Consider the following 19,503-nt stretch of genomic DNA (forward strand, 5'->3'; position numbering starts at 1 on the left):
ATGATACCTGCGAAAAGCAGATGAATGGAGGAACTATGAAAGAGAGACAAAAGAGACGAAGTGCGTATTCCATGTTCGCGCTCCTGGCGGTGATTCTGACCCTGATGCTTAGCGGCTGTTCCGGTCAGAAGGCCGGCACACAGAGCACAGAGACCGCTCAGACAAGTGCTGAGGCAAAGACCGGGGCGGGCACAGAAACAGGTTCAGAGGAAAAGACCACAGAAGCGGCCGTGAATCCGGACGATGAGATTGTCCTGGCGGGCTACCGGAATGTGGCGCCTGGCGTGGATGACGCCTACTACTGCAGCGTAATTCTCTATGTATGGGAACCGCTGATCACGATGGATGCAGCCGGACAGCCGGTAGGAAAGCTGGCGAAGAGCTGGGAGATGTCTGACGATGCGAAGACCTGGACCTTCCATTTACAGGAAGGCGTCAAATTCCATGACGGCGAAGCGTTCAATGCGGACGCAGTGCTTTATAACTTTGACCGGATGAGATCAGAGGTGAAGCCTTCCGGCTTCTACAGCCTGAACATCGACAGCTTTTATCCGAATCTTGACCAGGTAACGAAGGTGGATGATTATACGGTGCAGCTGACCTTTACAGAGGCCTCACCGACCCTTCTTTTTACCATGACAAATTTCGGAAGCGCCATGTACAGCCCCAAATGCTTTGATGAAAATTATAATTACACCGGCATTGCACAGGGGACGGGACCATTTAAGATTACTGAGAATGTTAAGGATCAGTACGTACTCCTGGAGCGCAACGAGGATTACTGGGGAGAGAAGGCTGCGGCGAAGACAATCCGCGTGATGACGATCCCGGATGTCAATACCAGATTCTCCGCTATGAAGTCCGGAGAAATCATGGGCGTTATTGATTTAAAGGCGATCACGCCGGCTCTCGCTGTGGAGCTTGTAAAGGATGACCAGTTTGCGATCACGACGACCAATTCTACCATGATCGATTTCCTGTGCCTCAATGGAACAAAGGCGCCGTTTGATGATGTCAGAATGAGAAAGGCGTTCAGCCTTCTGGTAGACAGAAACGCCATTGCGGATCATATCTATCTTGGATACGCATCCCCTACTTCCAATATCTTAAACTACAGCACGCCGTTCTATAAGGACTTCCCGGTGGAATACGACCCAGAGCAGGCAAAAGCGCTTGCAAAAGAGGTTCTGGGAGATCAGAGAGTCAGCGTAAAGTATCTGGTTCAGCAGGACAACACGGAGCAGAAGGCGGAGGCGGAGCTGATCGCGGCGATTCTTCCGGAGATCGGAGTGGACGTGACCATCGAATCCTATGACTGGGCGGCCATGAAGGATATGATGAAGAGCGGGGATTACGATATTGCACGCGGCCAGCAGGGGCTTTCCAATATGGAAGCCATCACCATCTTTAAGCGTTTCATGTATTCCACAGGCGATCAGAACGTGAACTACAGCCTTGGAGTAAAGAGCGCGGAAATTGATGGCCTGATCGATCAGGCGGATGCGGAGATCGATCTGGTAAAGCGTCAGGAAGCTTACGATAAGCTGCAGGAAATCTCCGTTGAGACGCAGCCTGTGCTTCCTCTCTACAACGAAAAGACTCTGATGGTCTACAATAAGAAACTGGCCGGATATGAGGCGCAGATCTACGGACTGGATCTGACAAAGGTAGGCTGGGCACAGTAAACAGGGAGAGTATGAGATGCTTCGATATATAGTTCGGCGGATTCTGTCCGTGATTCCTGTGTTAATCGGAATTTCCGTCATGGCCTTCATGCTGGGCTTATTGACACCGGGAGACCCTGCGGCCATGGCCCTTGGAAGGGATGGCGTCTCTCAGGTGACGCCGGAGCTTTTAGAGGCCAAGAGGGAAGAGCTGGGATTAAATGATCCCGGTGCGGTCCAGTATCTGCGCTGGGCGGGAAAGGTACTGCAGGGAGATTTAGGCAGATCATACAGCGATCAATCGCAGGTGAGCGGAGAACTTCTCCGCCGCCTGCCCATGACGCTTAAACTGGCATGTTCCGGGATGGCACTGGTGTGCGTCTTCGGGATATCCTTCGGAATATTCTCTGCGGCGTTTGTGAACCGCGCGCCCGATCAGGGAATGAAATTTCTTACAAATCTTATGATGGCAGTACCGTCATTCTGGCTGGCAATCGTCATGATTATCCTGTTTGGTGAAAAATGGAAGCTGCTCCCCACCAATGGCGTGGGAGGCATCCGTCATATGATTCTGCCGTCGGTCACGCTGGCCTGCGCCAATATCGCCATGACCCAGCGGCTGATGCGGTCTTCCATGCTGACGGAGTTCGGCAGGCAGTATATGCTGGCGGCTGACGCAAAGGGGATTAAAAAGAGCAGGCTGATGCTCTGTCACGCGTTTCCCAACGCGGTGCTTCCGGTGATTACGCTGTTCGGTAATTACCTGGGGGGAATGCTGGGAGGTTCCGTGATTATTGAGAATATGTTTTCCCTTCCGGGAATCGGCTCCTACGTGCTGGAGGCCATTCACTCAAGGGATTATCCGGTGATTCAGGGATATGTGCTGTTTACCGGCGTGATCTATGTCACCGTTTCTCTCGCAGCAGATTTACTATGCGCATGGCTCAATCCGAAGATACGGCTGGGAGACGGCGGAAAGCGCGGGGAGGGAGGCAGAAATGAGTAAGAGACAGATGATTCCGGGAATCATCGGAATTGTAATACTGACCGTGATTCTGGCAGGCAGTGTTCTGGCGCCTGTGCTGGCTCCTTATGAAGTCAATGCCGTCGATATGTCCCAGACACTTAGGACGCCGTCCGCGGCCCATTTATTCGGCACAGATCTGCTGGGGAGAGATATTTTCAGCAGAATCCTGTACGGCGGAAGGAGCTCGATTCTTCTTTCCCTGACAGCGACTGTGCTGTCCATGCTGGCGGGCATGGCGGTGGGAACGCTGGCAGGCTATTACGGAGGCATCTGTGATGATGTGATCCTTGTCTGCATGAATATCTTTCAGGGACTGCCGGGAACCAGCTTAATGATCGCCATCGCCGGGATCATGGGACCGAGCTTTCAGAGTTTGATGATCGCGCTTGTGCTGACCAGCTGGACCGGATTTGCCAGGATTATCCGCACGGAGGTGCTGCGGCTGAAGGAGGAGAATTTCGTGAAGGGGCTTAAGATTCTGGGCGTCTCCGATCAGGCGATTATCTGGAAACACATCGTGCCCAATATGAAGGGCAATACGGTTGTGCTGTTTGCCACCAGGATTGGCCGCTGTATTCTGTCCATTTCGGGACTCAGCTTTCTGGGGCTTGGCATACAGCCGCCTAACCCGGACTGGAGTGTTATGTTAAACGATGCCAGAATGAATTTCCGTTCCTATCCCCATCTGATTATTGCGCCGGGCGTGTGTCTGGTGCTCCTGCTTCTCGGGATCAATCTGGTGGGCGACATGCTGCGGGATCTGATGGATCACAAGAGAGGGGAGGCAGGAGGCTATTGATGGATGATAATCTGACCGTCCAGGATGCGGTGGTGCATTTTCAAGTGAAGGACGGACTCGTAAAGGCGGTTGACCACGTAAATGCCAGGTTTGCGGCGGGAGAGATCACCGGTCTGATCGGAGAGAGCGGATGCGGGAAATCTGTGCTGGGCATGGCGATTCTGGGCCTGCTTCCCGCCTACGCCAGGACGGAAGGCGCGATCTGGCTGAATGGACAGAATCTCTTATCGCTGGACTCCAGACAGATGAGGAAGCTGCGGGGGCGAAAACTGGGGCTGATTCCTCAGAATCCGGCAGACTCCTTTAATCCGGTGCGGAAAATCGGCGGGCAGATCAGGGAGGCGCTGGCCGTGGGAAACCAGAAGGGCCAGAAAAACGAAATGGCAGCCAGACTCCTGGTGGAATTTGGATTTGAGCCCCAGCAGGCCGGACGGGTGCTGTCGTCCTATCCCTTTGAGCTGAGCGGCGGCATGAACCAGAGGGCGGCGGCTGCCATGGGAACGGCCTCCTGCCCGGAATGGATGATTGCGGACGAGCCTTCCAAGGGGCTTGATGAGGCGCTGCGGCATCAGCTCTATGAGACCCTCTATACGGTGAAAAAAAGGGGGATCAAGGGCATGCTTATCATAACCCATGATCTTCAGCTTGCCACGGGTCTCTGTGACAGTCTGGCAGTGATGTACAGCGGCGAGATGATCGAATTTGGAAAAAATGTTCTGGCCGATCCGAAGCATCCCTATACCCGGGGACTTTTACAGTCGCTGCCGGTAAACGGTATGCATCCCATGAAGGGCTGCGCTCCCGCGCCCGGCGAACAGATCGGCGGATGTAAGTTTGCGTCAAGATGCCCTGACGCGGAGAAACGGTGTTTCTGTGAAAGGCCGGAGGGCTATGAGACAGAGGGCCGGATTGTGAGGTGTTTTCAGTATGCTTGAGATGCGGGAGATCACGAAAGCCTACCAGAGAAGGCAGACGGTGGAGGTGCTGGACGGCGTCAGTCTCCAGCTGGAAAAGGGAAAGACGCTGGGACTGATGGGAGCCAGTGGAAGCGGGAAGAGCACGCTGGCCAGAATTCTGCTCATGATGGAGCCCGCGGACAGCGGGGAGATCTGTTTCCACGGTCAGACCGTGAATGGAAAAGACAGGCGGCTCATGAAGCAGTTCAGGCGGCGCGTGCAGTATATTTCCCAGCATCCGGAATCGTTTCTGGATCCCAACTGGAAGATCGGAAGGAGCGTGATGGAGGCGGCGAAAGTCTATGGCTGCCGGGAGGCGGATCAGAAGCTTAAAAAGCTGCTCGCCCAGGTAAAACTGGGCCGCGCGGTGCTGGACCGCTATCCGCATCAGGTGAGCGGAGGGGAAATACAGCGGGCCGCGTTGTGCCGTGCGCTTTTGCCTGAACCGGAGGTGCTGATTCTGGATGAGGCGACATCCATGCTGGATGTGTCGGTGCAGGCTCAGATTTTAAATATTTTAAAGGAAATTCAGGAGCGGGAAGGAATCGCATATCTCTTCATATCCCATGACAGAGAGGTGGTTTCCTGGTTCACAGATGAAAAGAGGGAATTGAAAGGAGGCAGACTTTATGACATATCTGGAGGAGCGGGTGAAAATCGCTGATTTTAACCGGCTTTGGGAGGAAGCTATCACGCTGCCGGACGGTTCCTATTCGAGACGCCAGACCGACGACGAGGCGGAGCGGGAGTTCTGGAAGGGCTTTTTGGGAAGAAAAAGGAGTTACCAGCGTGATGATACGGCTGAGACGGTGATGGAGGCGGTCAGGAAGCTGCTGGCAGACTGCCGGACCGCCTCCATCCTGGAGATTGGTCCGGGATGGGGAAATTACACGATGGAGCTGGCGAAGCTCTGCGGCCGCATGACCTGTGTGGACATCTCTCCGGAGGTACTCTCCTATATCGATCAGACAGCGCGGGAGCAGGAGATCCGTCACGTGACCGGGGTGTGCAGCAAGTGGGAGACATTTTCTTCCGCGGAGCATTACGATGTGGTTTTTGGATATAACTGCTTTTATCGGATGCGCAGTTTGGAGGAATGCTTCCGAAAAATGAACGAAACAGCAGAAAAGATGTGCATTGCAGGTATGAACATGGGGTTTATGCCGCCATACTATATGGAAATGAAGAGGAAACTGGGATGCAGGCTGACCTATGGGAAAAAGGACATGATCTATTTTATCAATGTGCTTTACGCCATGGGAATCGATGCCGGTATGACGGTCATTCCTCTGAAGAAGAAGTTTCTATACGACGATTTAGAACAGATGGTGTCGGGCGAGACCAGCAGGGTGGATGCCGGCGCGGACTGGGTGAAGGATCACAAAGAGCAGATCAGTCAGATTCTGCAGAACTATTTTCGATACAATGAGGAAGGAAAACTGGAATATGAGTATTCTTTCCGAGGTGCGCTGGTTTACTGGAAACCGAAGGAACAGCTTTCATGAACAGAAATGAGAACAAACATGTGATAAAGGAGGTATACCCCGGTTCCATCGCGGAAGAACTGGAGATAGAACCGGGAGATATCCTGCTTTCCATTAATCACGAAAAAATAGGAGATATCTTTGATTACAGATACTTAATCAAGGATGAATATATCGAAGTACTCATCAGAAAAGCCAATGGCGAGGAATGGGAACTGGAAATTGAAAAAGAATACGACGATGATCTGGGCCTGGAGTTTGATAATGGCCTGATGAGTGATTATCGTTCCTGCAGCAATCAGTGTATTTTCTGCTTTATCGACCAGATGCCGCCGGGAATGCGGGAGACGCTGTATTTTAAAGACGACGACTCGCGTCTGTCATTTCTGCAGGGAAATTATATTACCATGACGAATATGAAGGACCAGGACATCGACAGAATTATCCGTATGCAGCTGGCCCCCATTAATATATCGGTGCAGACCACGAATCCGGAGCTGCGCTGCAAGATGCTTCACAACAGATTTGCCGGAGAGAAGCTCAAATATCTGAAGAAGCTGTATGACGGAAGGGTGGAGATGAACGGCCAGATCGTGTGCTGTAAGAACGTCAATGACGGACCGGAGCTGGAACGCTCTATCCGGGATTTGTCGCAGTATCTGCCGTTTTTAAGGAGTGTCAGCGTCGTTCCGGCCGGAATCACCAAGTACAGAGAGGGACTGTTCCCGATCGAGCTGTATACGAAGGAGGAGGCCGGTGAAATCATTGACCTGATCGAAAGCCATCAGCAGGAGTATTACGACAGATACGGCCTCCATTTTATTCATGCCAGCGATGAATGGTATATCACGGCTGGCCGGGATTTTCCGACAGAGGAACGGTATGACGGGTATATCCAGCTGGAAAACGGCGTGGGCATGATGCGAATGTTCATCGATGAGTTCGGCGAGGCCCTTAAGGAGGCCGTGCACAGCGACGATTACCGCAGCCTGAGAGAAAGCGTCAGACGCACGCTGACCATTGCGACGGGGAAACTGACGTATCCAACCATCTGCGATTTTGCATCCCGGATGATGGAGGCGTTTCCCGGCCTGACCATTCATGTATACTGGATACGCAATGATTTCTTTGGAGAGACCATTACGGTATCCGGGCTGATTACGGGACAGGATCTGATCCGCCAGCTCAAGGAGCGTCAGTGCCAGGGGGAGGACCTTGGGGCTGTGCTTCAGATCCCCTCCAATATGCTGCGCATGGGCGAAGCGGTGTTCCTGGACGACCTTACGACAGCGGACGTGGAGCGGGAACTTGGTATGAAGCTGGTGGCGGTGGATTCAGGCGGTAAGGAGTTTGTCGAGGCTCTGCTGAATCCGGCCTACCGGATGGAGCGGGATAATGAAAACTTCGTTTATATCAAGGCCTATGACAGAAAGGAAGAGGAGTGAGTGCCGTGTTAAAGGATGCAGATAAGAAGCCTGGTGTACACCGGGGCCGTTATAATATGGATTTTGACCCTGTAAAAGGAGATCCGTACGGAAATATGCAGAAGGCGCGGGAGCATATCGATGCGCTGAAGAACCGGGAGAGAGAAGCGAAGGAGTAGGGGGAGCAGGCATACAGGATACTGTTAATGTTATAAAATGAGCAAGATTGATAAAAACAGTAAGCTATTTATCGTTTATAATGGGTACCTGGCAGAAAGGAGGCAGCCCATGAAACGCATCGATAAAGTAATGGAGGTAATTGGGTTTATCGAGGATAATCTGACTGAAAAGCTGGAACTGGACGAGATTGCAGAAGAGGTTCATTATTCCAAATACCATTTGCACCGTGTATTTTCGGATACAGTTGGCCTTACGATCCATGAATATATCAAACGGAGACAGTTGACAGAAGCAGCAAAACTTCTGGTTTTTTCAGACAGGCCTATTATCGAGATCGCGCTGATGGCCGGCTATAAGAGCCAACAGGCCTTTACCACTATTTTTACGGATATGTATAAGATGCCGCCGAATAAGTATCGGGAAAATGAGAGGTTCTATCCGCTGCTGATGAGATTTAGGTTTGAAGGGAGTTATGCCATGTTGAGTGAAAGGAAAGACATCCCCTGGAATATCACATTTGCAGATGAAGGGGATATCTCATGCTGGATGGAATTGGTAAGACTGGTGGTGGACGGATTTCCATATTTGTGTGAGAACGAGTATATTGGTGTGCTTAAGCAGAAAATAGAGGCAAAAGAAGCCCTGATATTGAAGGATGGGAATACTGCAGTAGGAATTCTGTTATTCTCCAGTGAGACTGGGAGTATTGATTTCATGGGAAGTCATCCGCTGTATCGTAAAAAGGGGATCCCCAGAGCATTTTTGCATAAGGTGATGGGAGAACTGATGAAAGGGAAGGAAATAAGTATTACCACATACAGAGAAGGAGATCGGGCAGATACCGGGCAGCGAAAGCAGATTCAGGGACTTGGATTTGCGGAGGCAGAACTTCTGGTGGAGTATGGATATCCGACACAGCGTTTTATTCTGCCGCAGGAGGAAAATAATAATGGACAATAGCAGTATTCCGTTTCCGGATGAGGCGGCTCATCTGGAGGATATGAATAAGAAGCTGGAGTATGCTCTTGAGAGGGCGGAAAAAGATGTAGAGAAGCTGGACCGGGAGTATAAGGCTTCCAAGCGGTATATGGCGGAGAACAGGGGTGAAATCGATCCCCATGAAATGTTTCAGAATGAGCTTCTTTTAAAACAGACGGATCGGACGGGGGCATTTTCCGTGGAGGTGCGTAACCGGCTCATGAAACTGAAGGAATCCCCGTACTTTGCCAGAGTTGATTTTTGTGGGGAAGACGAAACAGAAGCGGAAGCCTTTTATATTGGCAAATTTACCTTTAAATATGAAAATGACCTCTTGATCTATGACTGGCGTGCCCCGGTTTCCGGTCTGTTTTATGATTTTGAAACCGGGCCGGCTTTCTATGACTCGCCATCCGGAAGGATCGAAGGGAGACTGACAAGGAAACGCCAGTTTAAAATAAAGGACGGGGTGATGGAATACGCTTTGGAAAGCTCCGCTAACGTACAGGACGAGATTCTACAGAGAGAGCTGAGCCATACCTCCGATGAGAAGATGAAATCTATCATCTCCACCCTTCAAAAGGAGCAGAACCGGATCATTAGAAACGAAAAGGCGGAAACCCTGGTGATACAGGGGGTAGCGGGCTCGGGGAAGACCTCGATTGCACTCCACCGGATCGCATTTCTGCTCTATCGTCATAAACGGCAGCTGAGTGCCAGAAATGTGACAATACTGTCTCCGAATAAAGTGTTTGGAGATTATATTTCTAATGTTATACCGGAGCTTGGAGAGGAACCGATCTATGAACTGGGATTTGCTGAGCTTGCTGATATACAGCTGGAAGGCATCATCGGTTTCGAGAAGGAACACGATCCGCTTGAAGCGAGGGAGGAAGCGTGGATACGAAGGGTACGGTACAAGTCTTCAATGAAATTCGTTTCAGAGATGGATGAATATATCAGGCAGCTGCCGGACCTCCTGTTTGTACCAACCGATTATATTTTTGGGAGATTTAAGGCGGACAGGGAGTGGATCAGGGCCAGATTCCGCGCCTACAGCGGTTATCCGGTAAAGCAGAGGCTTTCCATGACAGCGGATGATATTTATGAACGGTTCCAGAGTGAGAATATTATGGAAGAAGATCTTCCGCGGCGGGGAACGATTTTGAAGAGTTTAAACTCCATGCTCACGATTAAGAATTCGTTTGCTCTCTATCGGGCGTTTTATAAGTGGCTTGGGCGGCCGGAATTGTTTGTCATGCCATCTAAAAAGACTCTGGAGTGGGCGGATGTCTACCCGTTTATGTACCTGCGGGCGGCTTTTGACGGGATAAAGAAAAGCGGAGTTACGAAACATCTGGTGGTCGATGAGATGCAGGATTATACGCCGGTTCAGTACGCGGTGTTGAATCAGATGTTTCCGTGCCCCAAAACAATTCTGGGAGATTTTGGTCAGTCCATCAATCCCCATTACCGTTATTCTCTGGAGGATTTAAGAACAATTTATCCGGAAGCAGAGTTTGTCACGCTGAGTAAGAGCTACCGGTCTACATATGAAATTATGACATTTGCCAAAAGCGTTCAGAATGTTGTGTCCTTAGAGCCGGTGGAACGGCATGGGAGAGCGCCGGTCATAATCTCCTGTGCTGATGAGCAGGAAAAGATCCGTGAGATTAAGCGGAAAATCCGTACTTTTGAAAATGGGGGAAACGTTTCCCTGGGAGTTATTTTAAAGACAAATCGATCGGCTGCTCAGCTGTATGAGATTCTTTCTGTGGACTGTAACGTAAGTTTAATTACTCCGGAAAGTTCAAGCTTTCAGAATGGGGTGACAGTCACCTCCATTCAGATGGCAAAAGGGTTGGAGTTCGACGAGGTTATCATTGCGGATGCAGACCATGAAAGCTACAGGACAGAGTATGACCGCAGCCTGCTTTACATTGCCTGTACGAGAGCCATGCATGAACTGACGCTGCTGTACTCTGGAAAAAGAACGGAACTGGTCAGCAGTTCCTTTTTACAGCAGCCTCTCGTTCTGGTATAATAGAGACCAGAGACAGGAGGTCGCCATGAAAGTTATCCATACTGTGGAATTAAAGCCGGGAAGCTATGAAGAGCAGCTGCCTGATTTTTCGCCGGATTTCCCTTATATCGCTTCCTATGTGGAACTGGAGAAGCATCTGGGGAAGCAGTCGCCGTGGCATTGGCATAAGGAAGTCGAACTGTTTTATATGAAAGAGGGGGCGGTGGAGTATGATACACCCCAGGGGAAGATCATCCTCCCACAGGGCTCCGCCGGCTTCGTCAACTCCAATGTACTCCACATGTCGCGGGTGAAGGAGGGGGAGAAGACGTCGGTTTCCATGATTCATATTTTCGATCCGCTGCTGGTGAGCGGGCAGACGGGAAGCCGGATTGACCAGAAATACGTGCGGCCGCTCGTCACAGCCCCTGGTATCGAGATGATCGGGCTTTATCCGGACCGGCCGGAGCACGCGGAGTTCCTTGAGATTCTCCGGGAATCGTTTGAACTTTCGGAGGATGAGTATGGTTACGAGATCCGCCTGCGGGCCCTTCTCTCGGAGCTGTGGTGCCGTCTGCTTGCGATTGCAGAGCCCCTTTGCGGTGATGGCGCCCAGGGCAGCAGGCCGAGTGAAAAGATTAAGATGATGATGGTGTATATCCATGAACACTGCGCGGATAAGATTTCGGTGGCGGAGCTTGCGGCAGCCGCCTATATCAGCGAGAGGGAGTGCTTCCGCACGTTTCATGACTGCCTGAAGATGACGCCGGTGGAATATATGACAGATTACCGCTTACAGAAGGCGTGCCACATGCTGGCGGAAGGGGATGACTCCGTCACCAGGATCTGTCAGTCCTGCGGACTGGGAAGCAGCAGCTATTTCGGAAAGGTATTCCGGGAACGCATCGGATGCAGTCCCATGGAGTATCGAAGCAAATGGCGGAATTATGATATAGATTGACAGTAAGATGATATTTTCCTGAAATAAACTGCACTATAATGATATTGTAAAAGAAGACAACAGATCAGACAGTGCAAGTGTCCGGCGTGCCGGACGGTTTTGTTCAGGAGGGATAGATATGATGAAATTCAGGATTTTAGATATGAAGGAATTTTTGAAAGCTGTCAATGGCTGTACGGGGCCCGTTTATATCGTGGACTCTGATGGAAGAAAAGAAAATATAAACAAAGAATACGGAATCCAGGCGAAGCTTCAGGCGGAATATCAGAGGAACAGGAAGATTCTGAGTCTGTGCCTGGAGGTTCCCACACCAGCGGATTACCTGAGTATTGTGAATTATTATGTGGGGGACTGCTGAGCGCCGCCATGGAATTCAACGAAACGGCCCGATGTGCTGAAATGGCACACCGGGCTGTTTTGGAATGCGCCCGGTGAATTCAGTGCAGAGGGCGGAGGCTTTGGGGAAGGGGGAGTCTGGGGAAGCGGAAAAAAGGGCACTGGACGGATAGCGGGCAAAGTGTGTGCGTGATAAAATAATGAGGTCAGAAAACGAGGATAGAAAGACAGAAATTGAAAGGAGACAAGAGGATGCACGCATGGGAAGCAATCGAAGGAGCACTGGATTTTATTGAGGAACACTTACAGGAGGATATCAGCACGGAGGCGCTGGCACAGTCGGCCGGCCTTTCCCCGTTCTATTTTCAGCGGCTGTTTAAGCGGCTGACAGGGCGGCCGGTATTGGAATACGTTAAGATGAGGCGTCTGGCTATGGCGGCTTCCGTTTTGCCGACAGGGAAAAGCGGATTCTGGATGTCGCTGTGGAGTATGGATTTTCCAGCCATGCCGCATTTACAAGGGCGTTTAAGGAGGCCTACGGCATCTCACCGGAGGAGTACAGGAAGGACTGGCCCATGCTCAACACGTGTGACAAGCCGGAGCTGTCCATGAGATATCAGCTGGTGGATGAGGGCGTGCCGCTGATCGCGGGTGAGATTGTTCTGGAGATCGAGCGGAGGCGGCTTGCGGTTCCCGAGGCTTACCTGGGAATGGAGACTGCCGTGGAGATGAAGAGGCAGGTGCCGGCGGGGGAGAGCACCGGAATCGATGTCCCGGGGCAATTGTGGAAATCATTCCATGAAATGAAACCATCTGTGGATGGATTGGCATCGGATGGGCCGGAAATGGGGATGTCGCATATGGCAGATCCGGAGGCAGGGACATTTCTCTATTTTGCCGGGGCCCTGGCGGAGGGGGACGCAGAGGCAGCAGGAATGGAAGCAAAGACAAAGTCGAATGCGGCAGCGGCTTCCACTTCCACGCTTGTGAAGCGGGAACTCCCTGTGGGAGAGTATCTGGTATGCAGAATTGAGGCGGAGACGTTTGAAAAACTGGTGACCATCGCGCTGGATCAGGCGGGAAAATACTTATTCGGAACGTGGCTGCCGGCGCATGGCCTGACAACACTGCCGTTTTCAGCGGAAAAGTACTACAGGAGCAACGAATCCGATCTTTACATGGAGGTGTGGGTAATGCCGCTGCCTGTTCAGGAACAGGAATCCCGGTAAGGAGGCGGCTGTATCAGAATTCCGTTCAGCAAAAAAGGTCGAGAGTATTTTTCTGATTTTTTGTATGATAAGCGTGTCAGATACATCAGAAAGTTCGTGAAGAAACTTTTTAGGTGAAGATGACAAAATTGCACGCAAGCGGTTCAAGACGCCCGCTGGGTGCACAGAACAGGAGGAGACAGTCATGAAGGAACAGGTGGAAGCGGTTCAGAGGATGCAGGACTATATTCAGGAGCATTTAAAGGAGACGGTTACGCTGGCTGATTTATCCAGGGTATCGCTGTTTTCGCCGTGGCATTCCTACCGTTTGTTCCGGCAGTGGACGAACCAGACTCCGGCCGACTATATCAGGCGGCTGCGCCTCTCTGAATCCGCACTGAAATTGAGAGACGAGCAGTGCAGAATTGCAGACGTGGCGTTTGAGTATGGGTTCGGCAGCGTGGATGGATACCAGAGGGCGTTCTTCCGGGAGTTTGGCTGCAATCCGCGCGAATACGCCGGGAATCCGGTTCCTTTGTATCTGTTTACCCCGTATGGCGTCAAATACAGAGAGATCAGAAAGGAATGGAATGTAATGGAAAATGTGAAAAACGTGTTTATTCAGGCAATCGACAAACCGGAGCGCAAGGTGATTATCAAGAGAGGGGTGAAGGCGGAGGACTACTTCCCCTACTGTGAAGAGGTGGGCTGTGATGTCTGGGGACTCTTAACCAGCATGAAATCCCTCTGCGGGGAACCGGTATGCCTCTGGCTTCCGGAGTCCTTGCGTAAGCCCGGAACCTCAGTCTATGTACAGGGCGTGGAGGTCACCATGGATTACGACGGTCCGGTTCCGGAGGGCTTCGATGTGATCGAACTCCCTGCGGCCAAATACCTCATGTTCCAGGGGGAACCCTTTGAGGAAGAAGACTACTGCGCAGCGATCGAGGCGGTTCAGACAGCGATTAAGAGATACGAGCCGTCGGCCGCGGGATACCGGTGGGACAGCGAAAATCCCCGGATTCAGCTGGAGCCGGTCGGTACCAGAGGATATATAGAACTGCTTCCGGTGAAAAAACTGTAAAACAGGCCGTTCCTCCTGGAATTGAAAGCCCTTTCAAAGTTCTTGACAGACATAAGCCCTCGTGATATGTTTAAGCAGAATATTTCTTATTAACAGAAAGGACCGGGAAATTAATTCCAGGAGGGCCACGTATGGAGCGCCATAAAAAGTCACTGAAACTAGGCGCCAGATTCAGTATTCTGGCTGGTGCCCTGCTGTGTGTGAGCACAGCTTTTGTTATTACTCTCTGTGGAATCATTTTCCACAGGCAGTTCATGGACATGCTGAAGGCGGAGTGTGTGCAGGGAACGAATCTGCTGAATTATGAGCTTTCGAAGGCGGAAAACGGGGATCGGGACAGGACGCAGCTTCTCGATGAACTGAAGGCTCAGACCGGTTACGAGTATACGATCTTTCAGGGAGATAAGCGGACAGCCACCACGATCATAAAGGATGGAGAGCGCGTCACCGGAACGACGCTGGATCCGGAAGTTGCAGAGATAGTCCTTTCAGAGGGAAAATCATTTGTAGGAGAGACCCCGATCCTGGGTGTCCCCCATGTATGCTCCTATGTACCGCTGCATGGAGTGGATGGGACGATTGAAGGGCTCATTTTTTCGGGAGTCTCGAGTTATGAGGCGAAGTCCACGATGTATCGGGCGCTGTGGGCCATGGGGCTTGCGGGGCTGATCTGCGCGGCGGCGGGCGTTGGACTGATTCTGTTTTTCACAAAGAGAGCCATATCGCTTCCCTTCGCCGGCCTCAGGAAGTTTGCCCGCACGGTGGAACAGGGAGATTTTGGAATTGCTTCTAATGCTCCTGTGGTATCTGGAATTACGTCGGGAGATGAGATCGGAGAGCTGGCAGGAACCTTTGAACTTACCGTAAAACGTCTGAGAGAGTATATCGGAGAGCTGGCATACGTGCTGGAACGGATATCGGCCAATGACTTAACGGTGAGTCCCACACTGGATTACGTCGGGGATTTCAGCTCCATCCGGGAATCTCTGGTTCATATTACGCTGCGGTTAAATCATACGCTGGAAGAGATCGTCCGGTCGTCCGCCCAGGTGGCAGATGGTGCCGGTATGGTGGCAGACGGCGCCATGACGCTGAGTGAGGGGGCCCAGGAGCAGGCCGCTTCGGTGGAGGAACTGGCGGCGACGCTGGAAGCCGCCTCGGATGAGGTTGACAGTACGGCGCGCAATGCGGGCGAGGCCAGTCTCGTCTCCCAGGACGCGGTCCGGGTGCTGGAGGCGGGAAAGGCTCAGATGGAACAGCTGACGGCCGCCATGAATGATATCACACACGCTTCCGAAGAGATTGAGCGAATTACAAAGGTGATCGAGGATATTGCTCTGCAGACGAATCTGCTGGCGCTGAACGCCGCCGTCGAAGCCGCGCGGGCCGGGGAGGCGGGCAGAGGCTTTTCCGTGGTCGCGGAGGAAGTGAGGAGTCTGGCGGGAAAGAGCTCGGCGGCTTCCAGGGATACGGCGAAGCTGATTGAGAATGCCAACACGGCGGTCAGAAAGGGCAGAGAGATCGCCGCTGCAACAGCCGAAGCTCTGGAGCAGGGCGTGTCTGCTTCCAATCAGGCGATGGGACTGGTGCGGGAGATATCGGCCGCGTCGGCCCAGCAGGCGGAGCACATCAGGCTCTTACGCGGCGGCATGGAACAGATTGCCGAGATCGTGCAGTCCAATTCGGCAACCGCCGAGGAGGAAGCGGCGGCCAGCCAGACACTCTCCGCCGAAGCGAGAAGATTAGACGGTATAGTAGCCGCCTTTCAGCTCAAACGCGATAATATGATGGAATAAGGTGGCAGGAGGAAGTTACATGGAAATAAAGCTTTTAAACGACGATTTCTCGGTTTGTAAAATCCGGGACCTGTCAGGAGTCAATCTGACGGATTCGTTTTATTTTATCGGGAAAACGGATGAGGAATTATCACTGGTGTGCAGAACGGAGCATGTTCCGGAGGAGACGACGGACAGAGCGGATGGCTGGAAGGCGTTTCGGATCGAGGGAGTGCTGGATTTTTCCCTGATTGGAATCCTGGCGGATATATCGGCAGTCCTGGCGAAGCATTCGATCGGTATTTTCGTTGTTTCCACGTATAACACCGATTACGTTCTGACGAAGAAAGAAGATTTCCTGCGGGCGGCGGAAGCGCTCGCGGAGAAGGGCTATCTGGTGAAATAGGGAAAGGGGCGGCGGACGCGAGTCTGCCGCCCCTTTCTCACAGGGCAAAATAATATATTAAGACAATGAAAAAGGATCAGCCGGGGGAGCTGGTCCTTTTTTCGGAGAAGGTATTTCGTTTCTTATGGGGTGTAGCAAAAACTATATAATGTATTGGGGGGGTTTACAATTATTAATATACACCATAACCCCTACAAAAGTGTTCACAAACTTCAGGGAATTTCAAAGATAAAATTGTGCGTTTTACCAGTAAAAAAATATTGATTGTCGGAAATAGATAAAAAACCACTGATTTTATTGACTGCGATCCGTCATTTAGACGCTTTGCAGAGGATGGCTGAAAGACAAAACCCCTTTCGGTTCATGAGAAAGTAATCAGTTGTTGCATATAGTGAAACAAGTTCAAGGTTGAGAATTGAAATGGGCAAAAAAGATTGTTATAGTAAACTTGCAAGGGGATAAAAAGCAAAAACGCGAACAACAAAAAGGAGGGAAATGCGATGGATGAAGATTTGATGTTTGAAACAGGAACGAAGATTCTGGAGGACAGACTGAACGAAGCGGATTTCGACAATATATTTGTTCTGTTTGAACAGGTGTGCAACTCGGATGACATTCTTACCTTTACACTGAAAGGATACAGTGAGAGCTTCCAGTTTGTATTTGATGAGTATTCCTACGCGATTGTCTTTGAGAACGGAAGCTGCAGGACTGTGAAGGGCACCATATCTCTTCCGGACGTGACATTCCGGATTCACAAGGCGGTTGCACTGGATATCATAAACGGCCGGGTATATTCGGCGGTAGCCCACATGAACGGGGACGTGGACTACATCGGATACAAGGACGGCGCAATCCGGTTTATCAGCATTCTGGAAAATGTATTGGATGAAATAACAGATTCAGCAAGGAGGTATGGGGCTTGAGAAAGATAAAATTTGGAGTAGTCGGAGGCGGAGGCGCATTTTACTTCCATGCAAACGGCATACGAGGTTCAGAGATTCTGGAATATACGGCCATCTATGATATCAACTATGAAAATGCAAAGAGAATGGCTCAGAAATATAAAAACAACCCGATGACAGCCTATGAGAAGCTGGACGACATGCTGGACAGCGACATTGATGCGGTGCTGGTCATGGTACCCCACGTTTATCACGACAACATTGTCGTGCAGTGTGCTGAAAAAGGAAAACACGTGCTGTGTGAAAAGCCCATGGGTACCACGCTGGAGGGATGTAAACGCATGATAGACGCCTGCGAGGAGAACCATGTGCTCTTTATGATTGCGGAGAATCACCGCTTCCTTCCGGCACACAACTGTGTGCACGACTTGATTGAACAGGGCGCCATCGGCAGGGTGACGATGATCCGGGCTTATGAGGGAGTCAATGAAATTCCCGGCTTAAGCCAGAGCGGCTTCTGGAAGGGAGACCCCATCAAGGCAGGAGGCGGGTCCCTCATGGACATGGCGGCCCACAAATTTGCCACTATCGAATATATTATGGGAAGCCGCTGCGAGGAAGTGACCGCGGTGCTGGCAAAGCAGATGATTAATCTGCCGGAGAAGGCCGAGGACAACGCGGCGGCCATCGCCAGATATGAAAACGGAGCCATTGCAGACGTTATGGTCAGCTTTACACAGATGACACCACCATTTAACAGCCTGGAGGTCTACGGAACAGAGGGAACGATCTTTGAGAACCATGCGTGGGAAAAGCCGGTACGAGTCTACTCCATGACGTCAAAGGACGAACGGATGCGCCAGAAATGGTATGAACCGGAGTGCGAGCACGCGCCGTTTCCGAAGTACTATCCCATCTCGGTGAAGAGGGAGGACGAGCATTTCGCCCGGTGCATTCTGGATCATACGGTTCCGGAGTTCACGCCGTACCAGGCCATGCATGCCATTGAGGCGATTCTGACCGGTTACCTTTCACATATTGAAAAACGGCCGGTGCGCTGTGAGGAGGTACGGAAGATGGGCGAGGAAGGCAGAACCCATGAAATACTGGAAAAGCTGGCGCCTTCTATTCCGATCAATAAGAATTTAAAGGAGATTAAGATGGCGGATCCCATTGGTTACGATAAGAAAAAGGCTGCGGGAGTGATGAAGAAATACGGACTGGATTTGCTGCTGGCCACCTCACCTATCCATGTATACTACACGACGGGGCTGCCGGTGCTTCACAGTGCGGCGAATCCGATCCTGGCTTCCCTGGCCAACCAGTATCCCTATATGGGGCTGATCCGAAAAGCGGGAGAGAACACCGTATTTCACTGGAACGTCTTTAAGAGCGCGGAGACCATGTGCTGGGCCGCGGACAGTGTGGGAATCGAGAGTCCCCGCGATGTACAGAAGGCCCTCAAATGGAAGCTGAAACAGTGGGGAATGGAAGGGAAACGGGTGGGTGTGGAATCCACCGCTCCCAAATACGTGATGGATGTGCTGAACGATCCGAAGCTTGCCATAGAAGTGGTGGAGGCCGATCAGGCATTCCGCGACATGAGACTGGTCAAATCAGAGAAGGAGATGGAATACATCCTGAAGGCTACCGAGATCACGGAGACGGCGCTGAGGGCGTGCATCGACGCCTGTGCCGTGGGCGTGACGGACAACGAGCTCCTTGCAATCGGCAAGAAGGCCATGCTGGAGGCGGGCGCCTCCGACTGGGATCATCTGACCATGACCATCGGGGATTCCGATCCGGAGGCGCCGGGAACCGGCCGGGAGGTTCAGGCGGGAGAGATTATCCGTCTCGACTTCGGCGCCAGCTACAAAGGGTATGTGGCGGATATCAACTGCCATGTGATCATCGGAAAGACACCGGAAGCGGCAAAGGCCCATATCGACGCGCTGCTGGAATTCCAGCATTATATTGAGGAGCGGGTGAAGCCGGGAACTAATATGAAGGAGCTGGGAGAGGAAGCCAAAGCATGGTATCAGAACAAGTATCCGAACAGCCTGGCATTTTCCATCGGACACAGCATGGGCATGGAGTGCGAGGACGTACATATCCTGGGAACCCTGGGTAATATAGACGGCCCGTTTGAAGAGAACATGGTGTTCGAGATCGAGGCCTGGGAGGAATTCGGGGGCGCCCTGATTGGCGTGGAAGATACGTATGTGGTGACAGGGGATGGCTGTAAGAAGGTTACAACCATTCCAAAACAAATTATAGAAAAATGAGAGGGGAT

The 19,503-nt window shown here is 51.6% G+C and carries 17 protein-coding genes and 1 pseudogene; all 18 read left to right on the forward strand.

The window, feature by feature from the left end; genetic code table 11:
- The first annotated feature begins 35 nt into the window (after positions 1-35).
- The 18 genes and pseudogenes from ACLTD4_RS02540 (at position 36) to ACLTD4_RS02625 (ending at position 19,495) form a co-directional block, all read left to right on the forward strand.
- Positions 36-1,685 (forward strand): ABC transporter substrate-binding protein, encoded by a 1,650-nt coding sequence (locus tag ACLTD4_RS02540; RefSeq protein WP_181988599.1) that lies wholly within the window; start codon positions 36-38, stop codon positions 1,683-1,685.
- A gap of 16 nt (positions 1,686-1,701) precedes the next feature.
- Positions 1,702-2,670: an ABC transporter permease gene (locus tag ACLTD4_RS02545; protein WP_117634015.1), complete on the forward strand. Its 969-nt coding sequence runs from the start codon at positions 1,702-1,704 to the stop codon at positions 2,668-2,670.
- A complete protein-coding gene (locus ACLTD4_RS02550) occupies positions 2,663-3,490 on the forward strand; it encodes an ABC transporter permease (RefSeq protein ID WP_025529197.1) in 828 nt (275 codons plus the stop codon). The genes ACLTD4_RS02545 and ACLTD4_RS02550 overlap by 8 nt, the downstream gene beginning before the upstream one ends.
- Positions 3,490-4,425 carry an ABC transporter ATP-binding protein gene (locus ACLTD4_RS02555; protein ID WP_117622091.1) on the forward strand — a complete coding sequence of 312 codons (936 nt, stop codon included), beginning with the start codon at positions 3,490-3,492 and terminating at the stop codon, positions 4,423-4,425. The genes ACLTD4_RS02550 and ACLTD4_RS02555 overlap by 1 nt, the downstream gene beginning before the upstream one ends.
- Positions 4,418-5,110 carry an ABC transporter ATP-binding protein gene (locus ACLTD4_RS02560; RefSeq protein ID WP_117634014.1) on the forward strand — a complete coding sequence of 231 codons (693 nt, stop codon included), beginning with the start codon at positions 4,418-4,420 and terminating at the stop codon, positions 5,108-5,110. Before ACLTD4_RS02555 ends, ACLTD4_RS02560 begins: the two co-directional genes overlap by 8 nt.
- Positions 5,076-5,951 (forward strand): class I SAM-dependent methyltransferase, encoded by an 876-nt coding sequence (locus ACLTD4_RS02565; RefSeq protein WP_412331099.1) that lies wholly within the window; start codon positions 5,076-5,078, stop codon positions 5,949-5,951. The genes ACLTD4_RS02560 and ACLTD4_RS02565 overlap by 35 nt, the downstream gene beginning before the upstream one ends.
- Positions 5,948-7,375 carry a DUF512 domain-containing protein gene (locus ACLTD4_RS02570; RefSeq protein WP_117634012.1) on the forward strand — a complete coding sequence of 476 codons (1,428 nt, stop codon included), beginning with the start codon at positions 5,948-5,950 and terminating at the stop codon, positions 7,373-7,375. The genes ACLTD4_RS02565 and ACLTD4_RS02570 overlap by 4 nt, the downstream gene beginning before the upstream one ends.
- 5 nt (positions 7,376-7,380) lie before the next feature.
- Positions 7,381-7,533 (forward strand): hypothetical protein, encoded by a 153-nt coding sequence (locus ACLTD4_RS02575; protein WP_181988598.1) that lies wholly within the window; start codon positions 7,381-7,383, stop codon positions 7,531-7,533.
- Between the two features lie 109 nt (positions 7,534-7,642).
- Entirely contained in the window at positions 7,643-8,494 is an 852-nt protein-coding gene (locus ACLTD4_RS02580) for a helix-turn-helix domain-containing protein (protein ID WP_055658838.1), read from the forward strand.
- A complete protein-coding gene (locus ACLTD4_RS02585) occupies positions 8,481-10,556 on the forward strand; it encodes a HelD family protein (RefSeq protein ID WP_181988601.1) in 2,076 nt (691 codons plus the stop codon). The genes ACLTD4_RS02580 and ACLTD4_RS02585 overlap by 14 nt, the downstream gene beginning before the upstream one ends.
- Before the next feature lie 25 nt (positions 10,557-10,581).
- Positions 10,582-11,496: an AraC family transcriptional regulator gene (locus ACLTD4_RS02590; RefSeq protein ID WP_117634010.1), complete on the forward strand. Its 915-nt coding sequence runs from the start codon at positions 10,582-10,584 to the stop codon at positions 11,494-11,496.
- Positions 11,497-11,614: 118 nt separating this feature from the next.
- Entirely contained in the window at positions 11,615-11,854 is a 240-nt protein-coding gene (locus ACLTD4_RS02595; protein ID WP_117634009.1) for a ribonuclease HII, read from the forward strand.
- 230 nt (positions 11,855-12,084) lie between these two features.
- A pseudogene (locus ACLTD4_RS02600) lies at positions 12,085-13,061 on the forward strand (AraC family transcriptional regulator).
- Positions 13,062-13,245: 184 nt separating this feature from the next.
- Positions 13,246-14,124: a helix-turn-helix domain-containing protein gene (locus ACLTD4_RS02605; RefSeq protein ID WP_117634008.1), complete on the forward strand. Its 879-nt coding sequence runs from the start codon at positions 13,246-13,248 to the stop codon at positions 14,122-14,124.
- Between the two features lie 131 nt (positions 14,125-14,255).
- The gene (locus tag ACLTD4_RS02610; RefSeq protein WP_117634007.1) at positions 14,256-15,920 is read left to right on the forward strand and encodes a methyl-accepting chemotaxis protein; all 1,665 of its coding nucleotides are present in this window, start codon (positions 14,256-14,258) and stop codon (positions 15,918-15,920) included.
- Positions 15,921-15,939: 19 nt separating this feature from the next.
- Positions 15,940-16,305 carry an ACT domain-containing protein gene (locus ACLTD4_RS02615; RefSeq protein WP_117634006.1) on the forward strand — a complete coding sequence of 122 codons (366 nt, stop codon included), beginning with the start codon at positions 15,940-15,942 and terminating at the stop codon, positions 16,303-16,305.
- Between the two features lie 500 nt (positions 16,306-16,805).
- Complete coding sequence (locus ACLTD4_RS02620) at positions 16,806-17,231, forward strand: hypothetical protein (protein ID WP_002601386.1); 426 nt, start codon at positions 16,806-16,808, stop codon at positions 17,229-17,231.
- On the forward strand, positions 17,228-19,495 hold the full coding sequence (locus tag ACLTD4_RS02625) for a M24 family metallopeptidase (RefSeq protein ID WP_055658854.1): 2,268 nt from the start codon (positions 17,228-17,230) through the stop codon (positions 19,493-19,495). The genes ACLTD4_RS02620 and ACLTD4_RS02625 overlap by 4 nt, the downstream gene beginning before the upstream one ends.
- Positions 19,496-19,503 lie beyond the last annotated feature (8 nt).

This window comes from Hungatella sp. (genome assembly GCF_046966825.1).

Bases quoted from the DNA above. Each gene is read 5' to 3' on its own strand.
- ACLTD4_RS02540 (WP_181988599.1), top strand. From the start codon at position 36: ATGAAAGAGAGACAAAAGAGACGAAGTGCGTATTCCATGTTCGCGCTC.
- ACLTD4_RS02545 (WP_117634015.1), top strand. From the start codon at position 1,702: ATGCTTCGATATATAGTTCGGCGGATTCTGTCCGTGATTCCTGTGTTA.
- ACLTD4_RS02550 (WP_025529197.1), top strand. From the start codon at position 2,663: ATGAGTAAGAGACAGATGATTCCGGGAATCATCGGAATTGTAATACTG.
- ACLTD4_RS02555 (WP_117622091.1), top strand. From the start codon at position 3,490: ATGGATGATAATCTGACCGTCCAGGATGCGGTGGTGCATTTTCAAGTG.
- ACLTD4_RS02560 (WP_117634014.1), top strand. From the start codon at position 4,418: ATGCTTGAGATGCGGGAGATCACGAAAGCCTACCAGAGAAGGCAGACG.
- ACLTD4_RS02565 (WP_412331099.1), top strand. From the start codon at position 5,076: ATGACATATCTGGAGGAGCGGGTGAAAATCGCTGATTTTAACCGGCTT.
- ACLTD4_RS02570 (WP_117634012.1), top strand. From the start codon at position 5,948: ATGAACAGAAATGAGAACAAACATGTGATAAAGGAGGTATACCCCGGT.
- ACLTD4_RS02580 (WP_055658838.1), top strand. From the start codon at position 7,643: ATGAAACGCATCGATAAAGTAATGGAGGTAATTGGGTTTATCGAGGAT.
- ACLTD4_RS02590 (WP_117634010.1), top strand. From the start codon at position 10,582: ATGAAAGTTATCCATACTGTGGAATTAAAGCCGGGAAGCTATGAAGAG.
- ACLTD4_RS02595 (WP_117634009.1), top strand. From the start codon at position 11,615: ATGATGAAATTCAGGATTTTAGATATGAAGGAATTTTTGAAAGCTGTC.
- ACLTD4_RS02605 (WP_117634008.1), top strand. From the start codon at position 13,246: ATGAAGGAACAGGTGGAAGCGGTTCAGAGGATGCAGGACTATATTCAG.
- ACLTD4_RS02610 (WP_117634007.1), top strand. From the start codon at position 14,256: ATGGAGCGCCATAAAAAGTCACTGAAACTAGGCGCCAGATTCAGTATT.
- ACLTD4_RS02615 (WP_117634006.1), top strand. From the start codon at position 15,940: ATGGAAATAAAGCTTTTAAACGACGATTTCTCGGTTTGTAAAATCCGG.
- ACLTD4_RS02620 (WP_002601386.1), top strand. From the start codon at position 16,806: ATGGATGAAGATTTGATGTTTGAAACAGGAACGAAGATTCTGGAGGAC.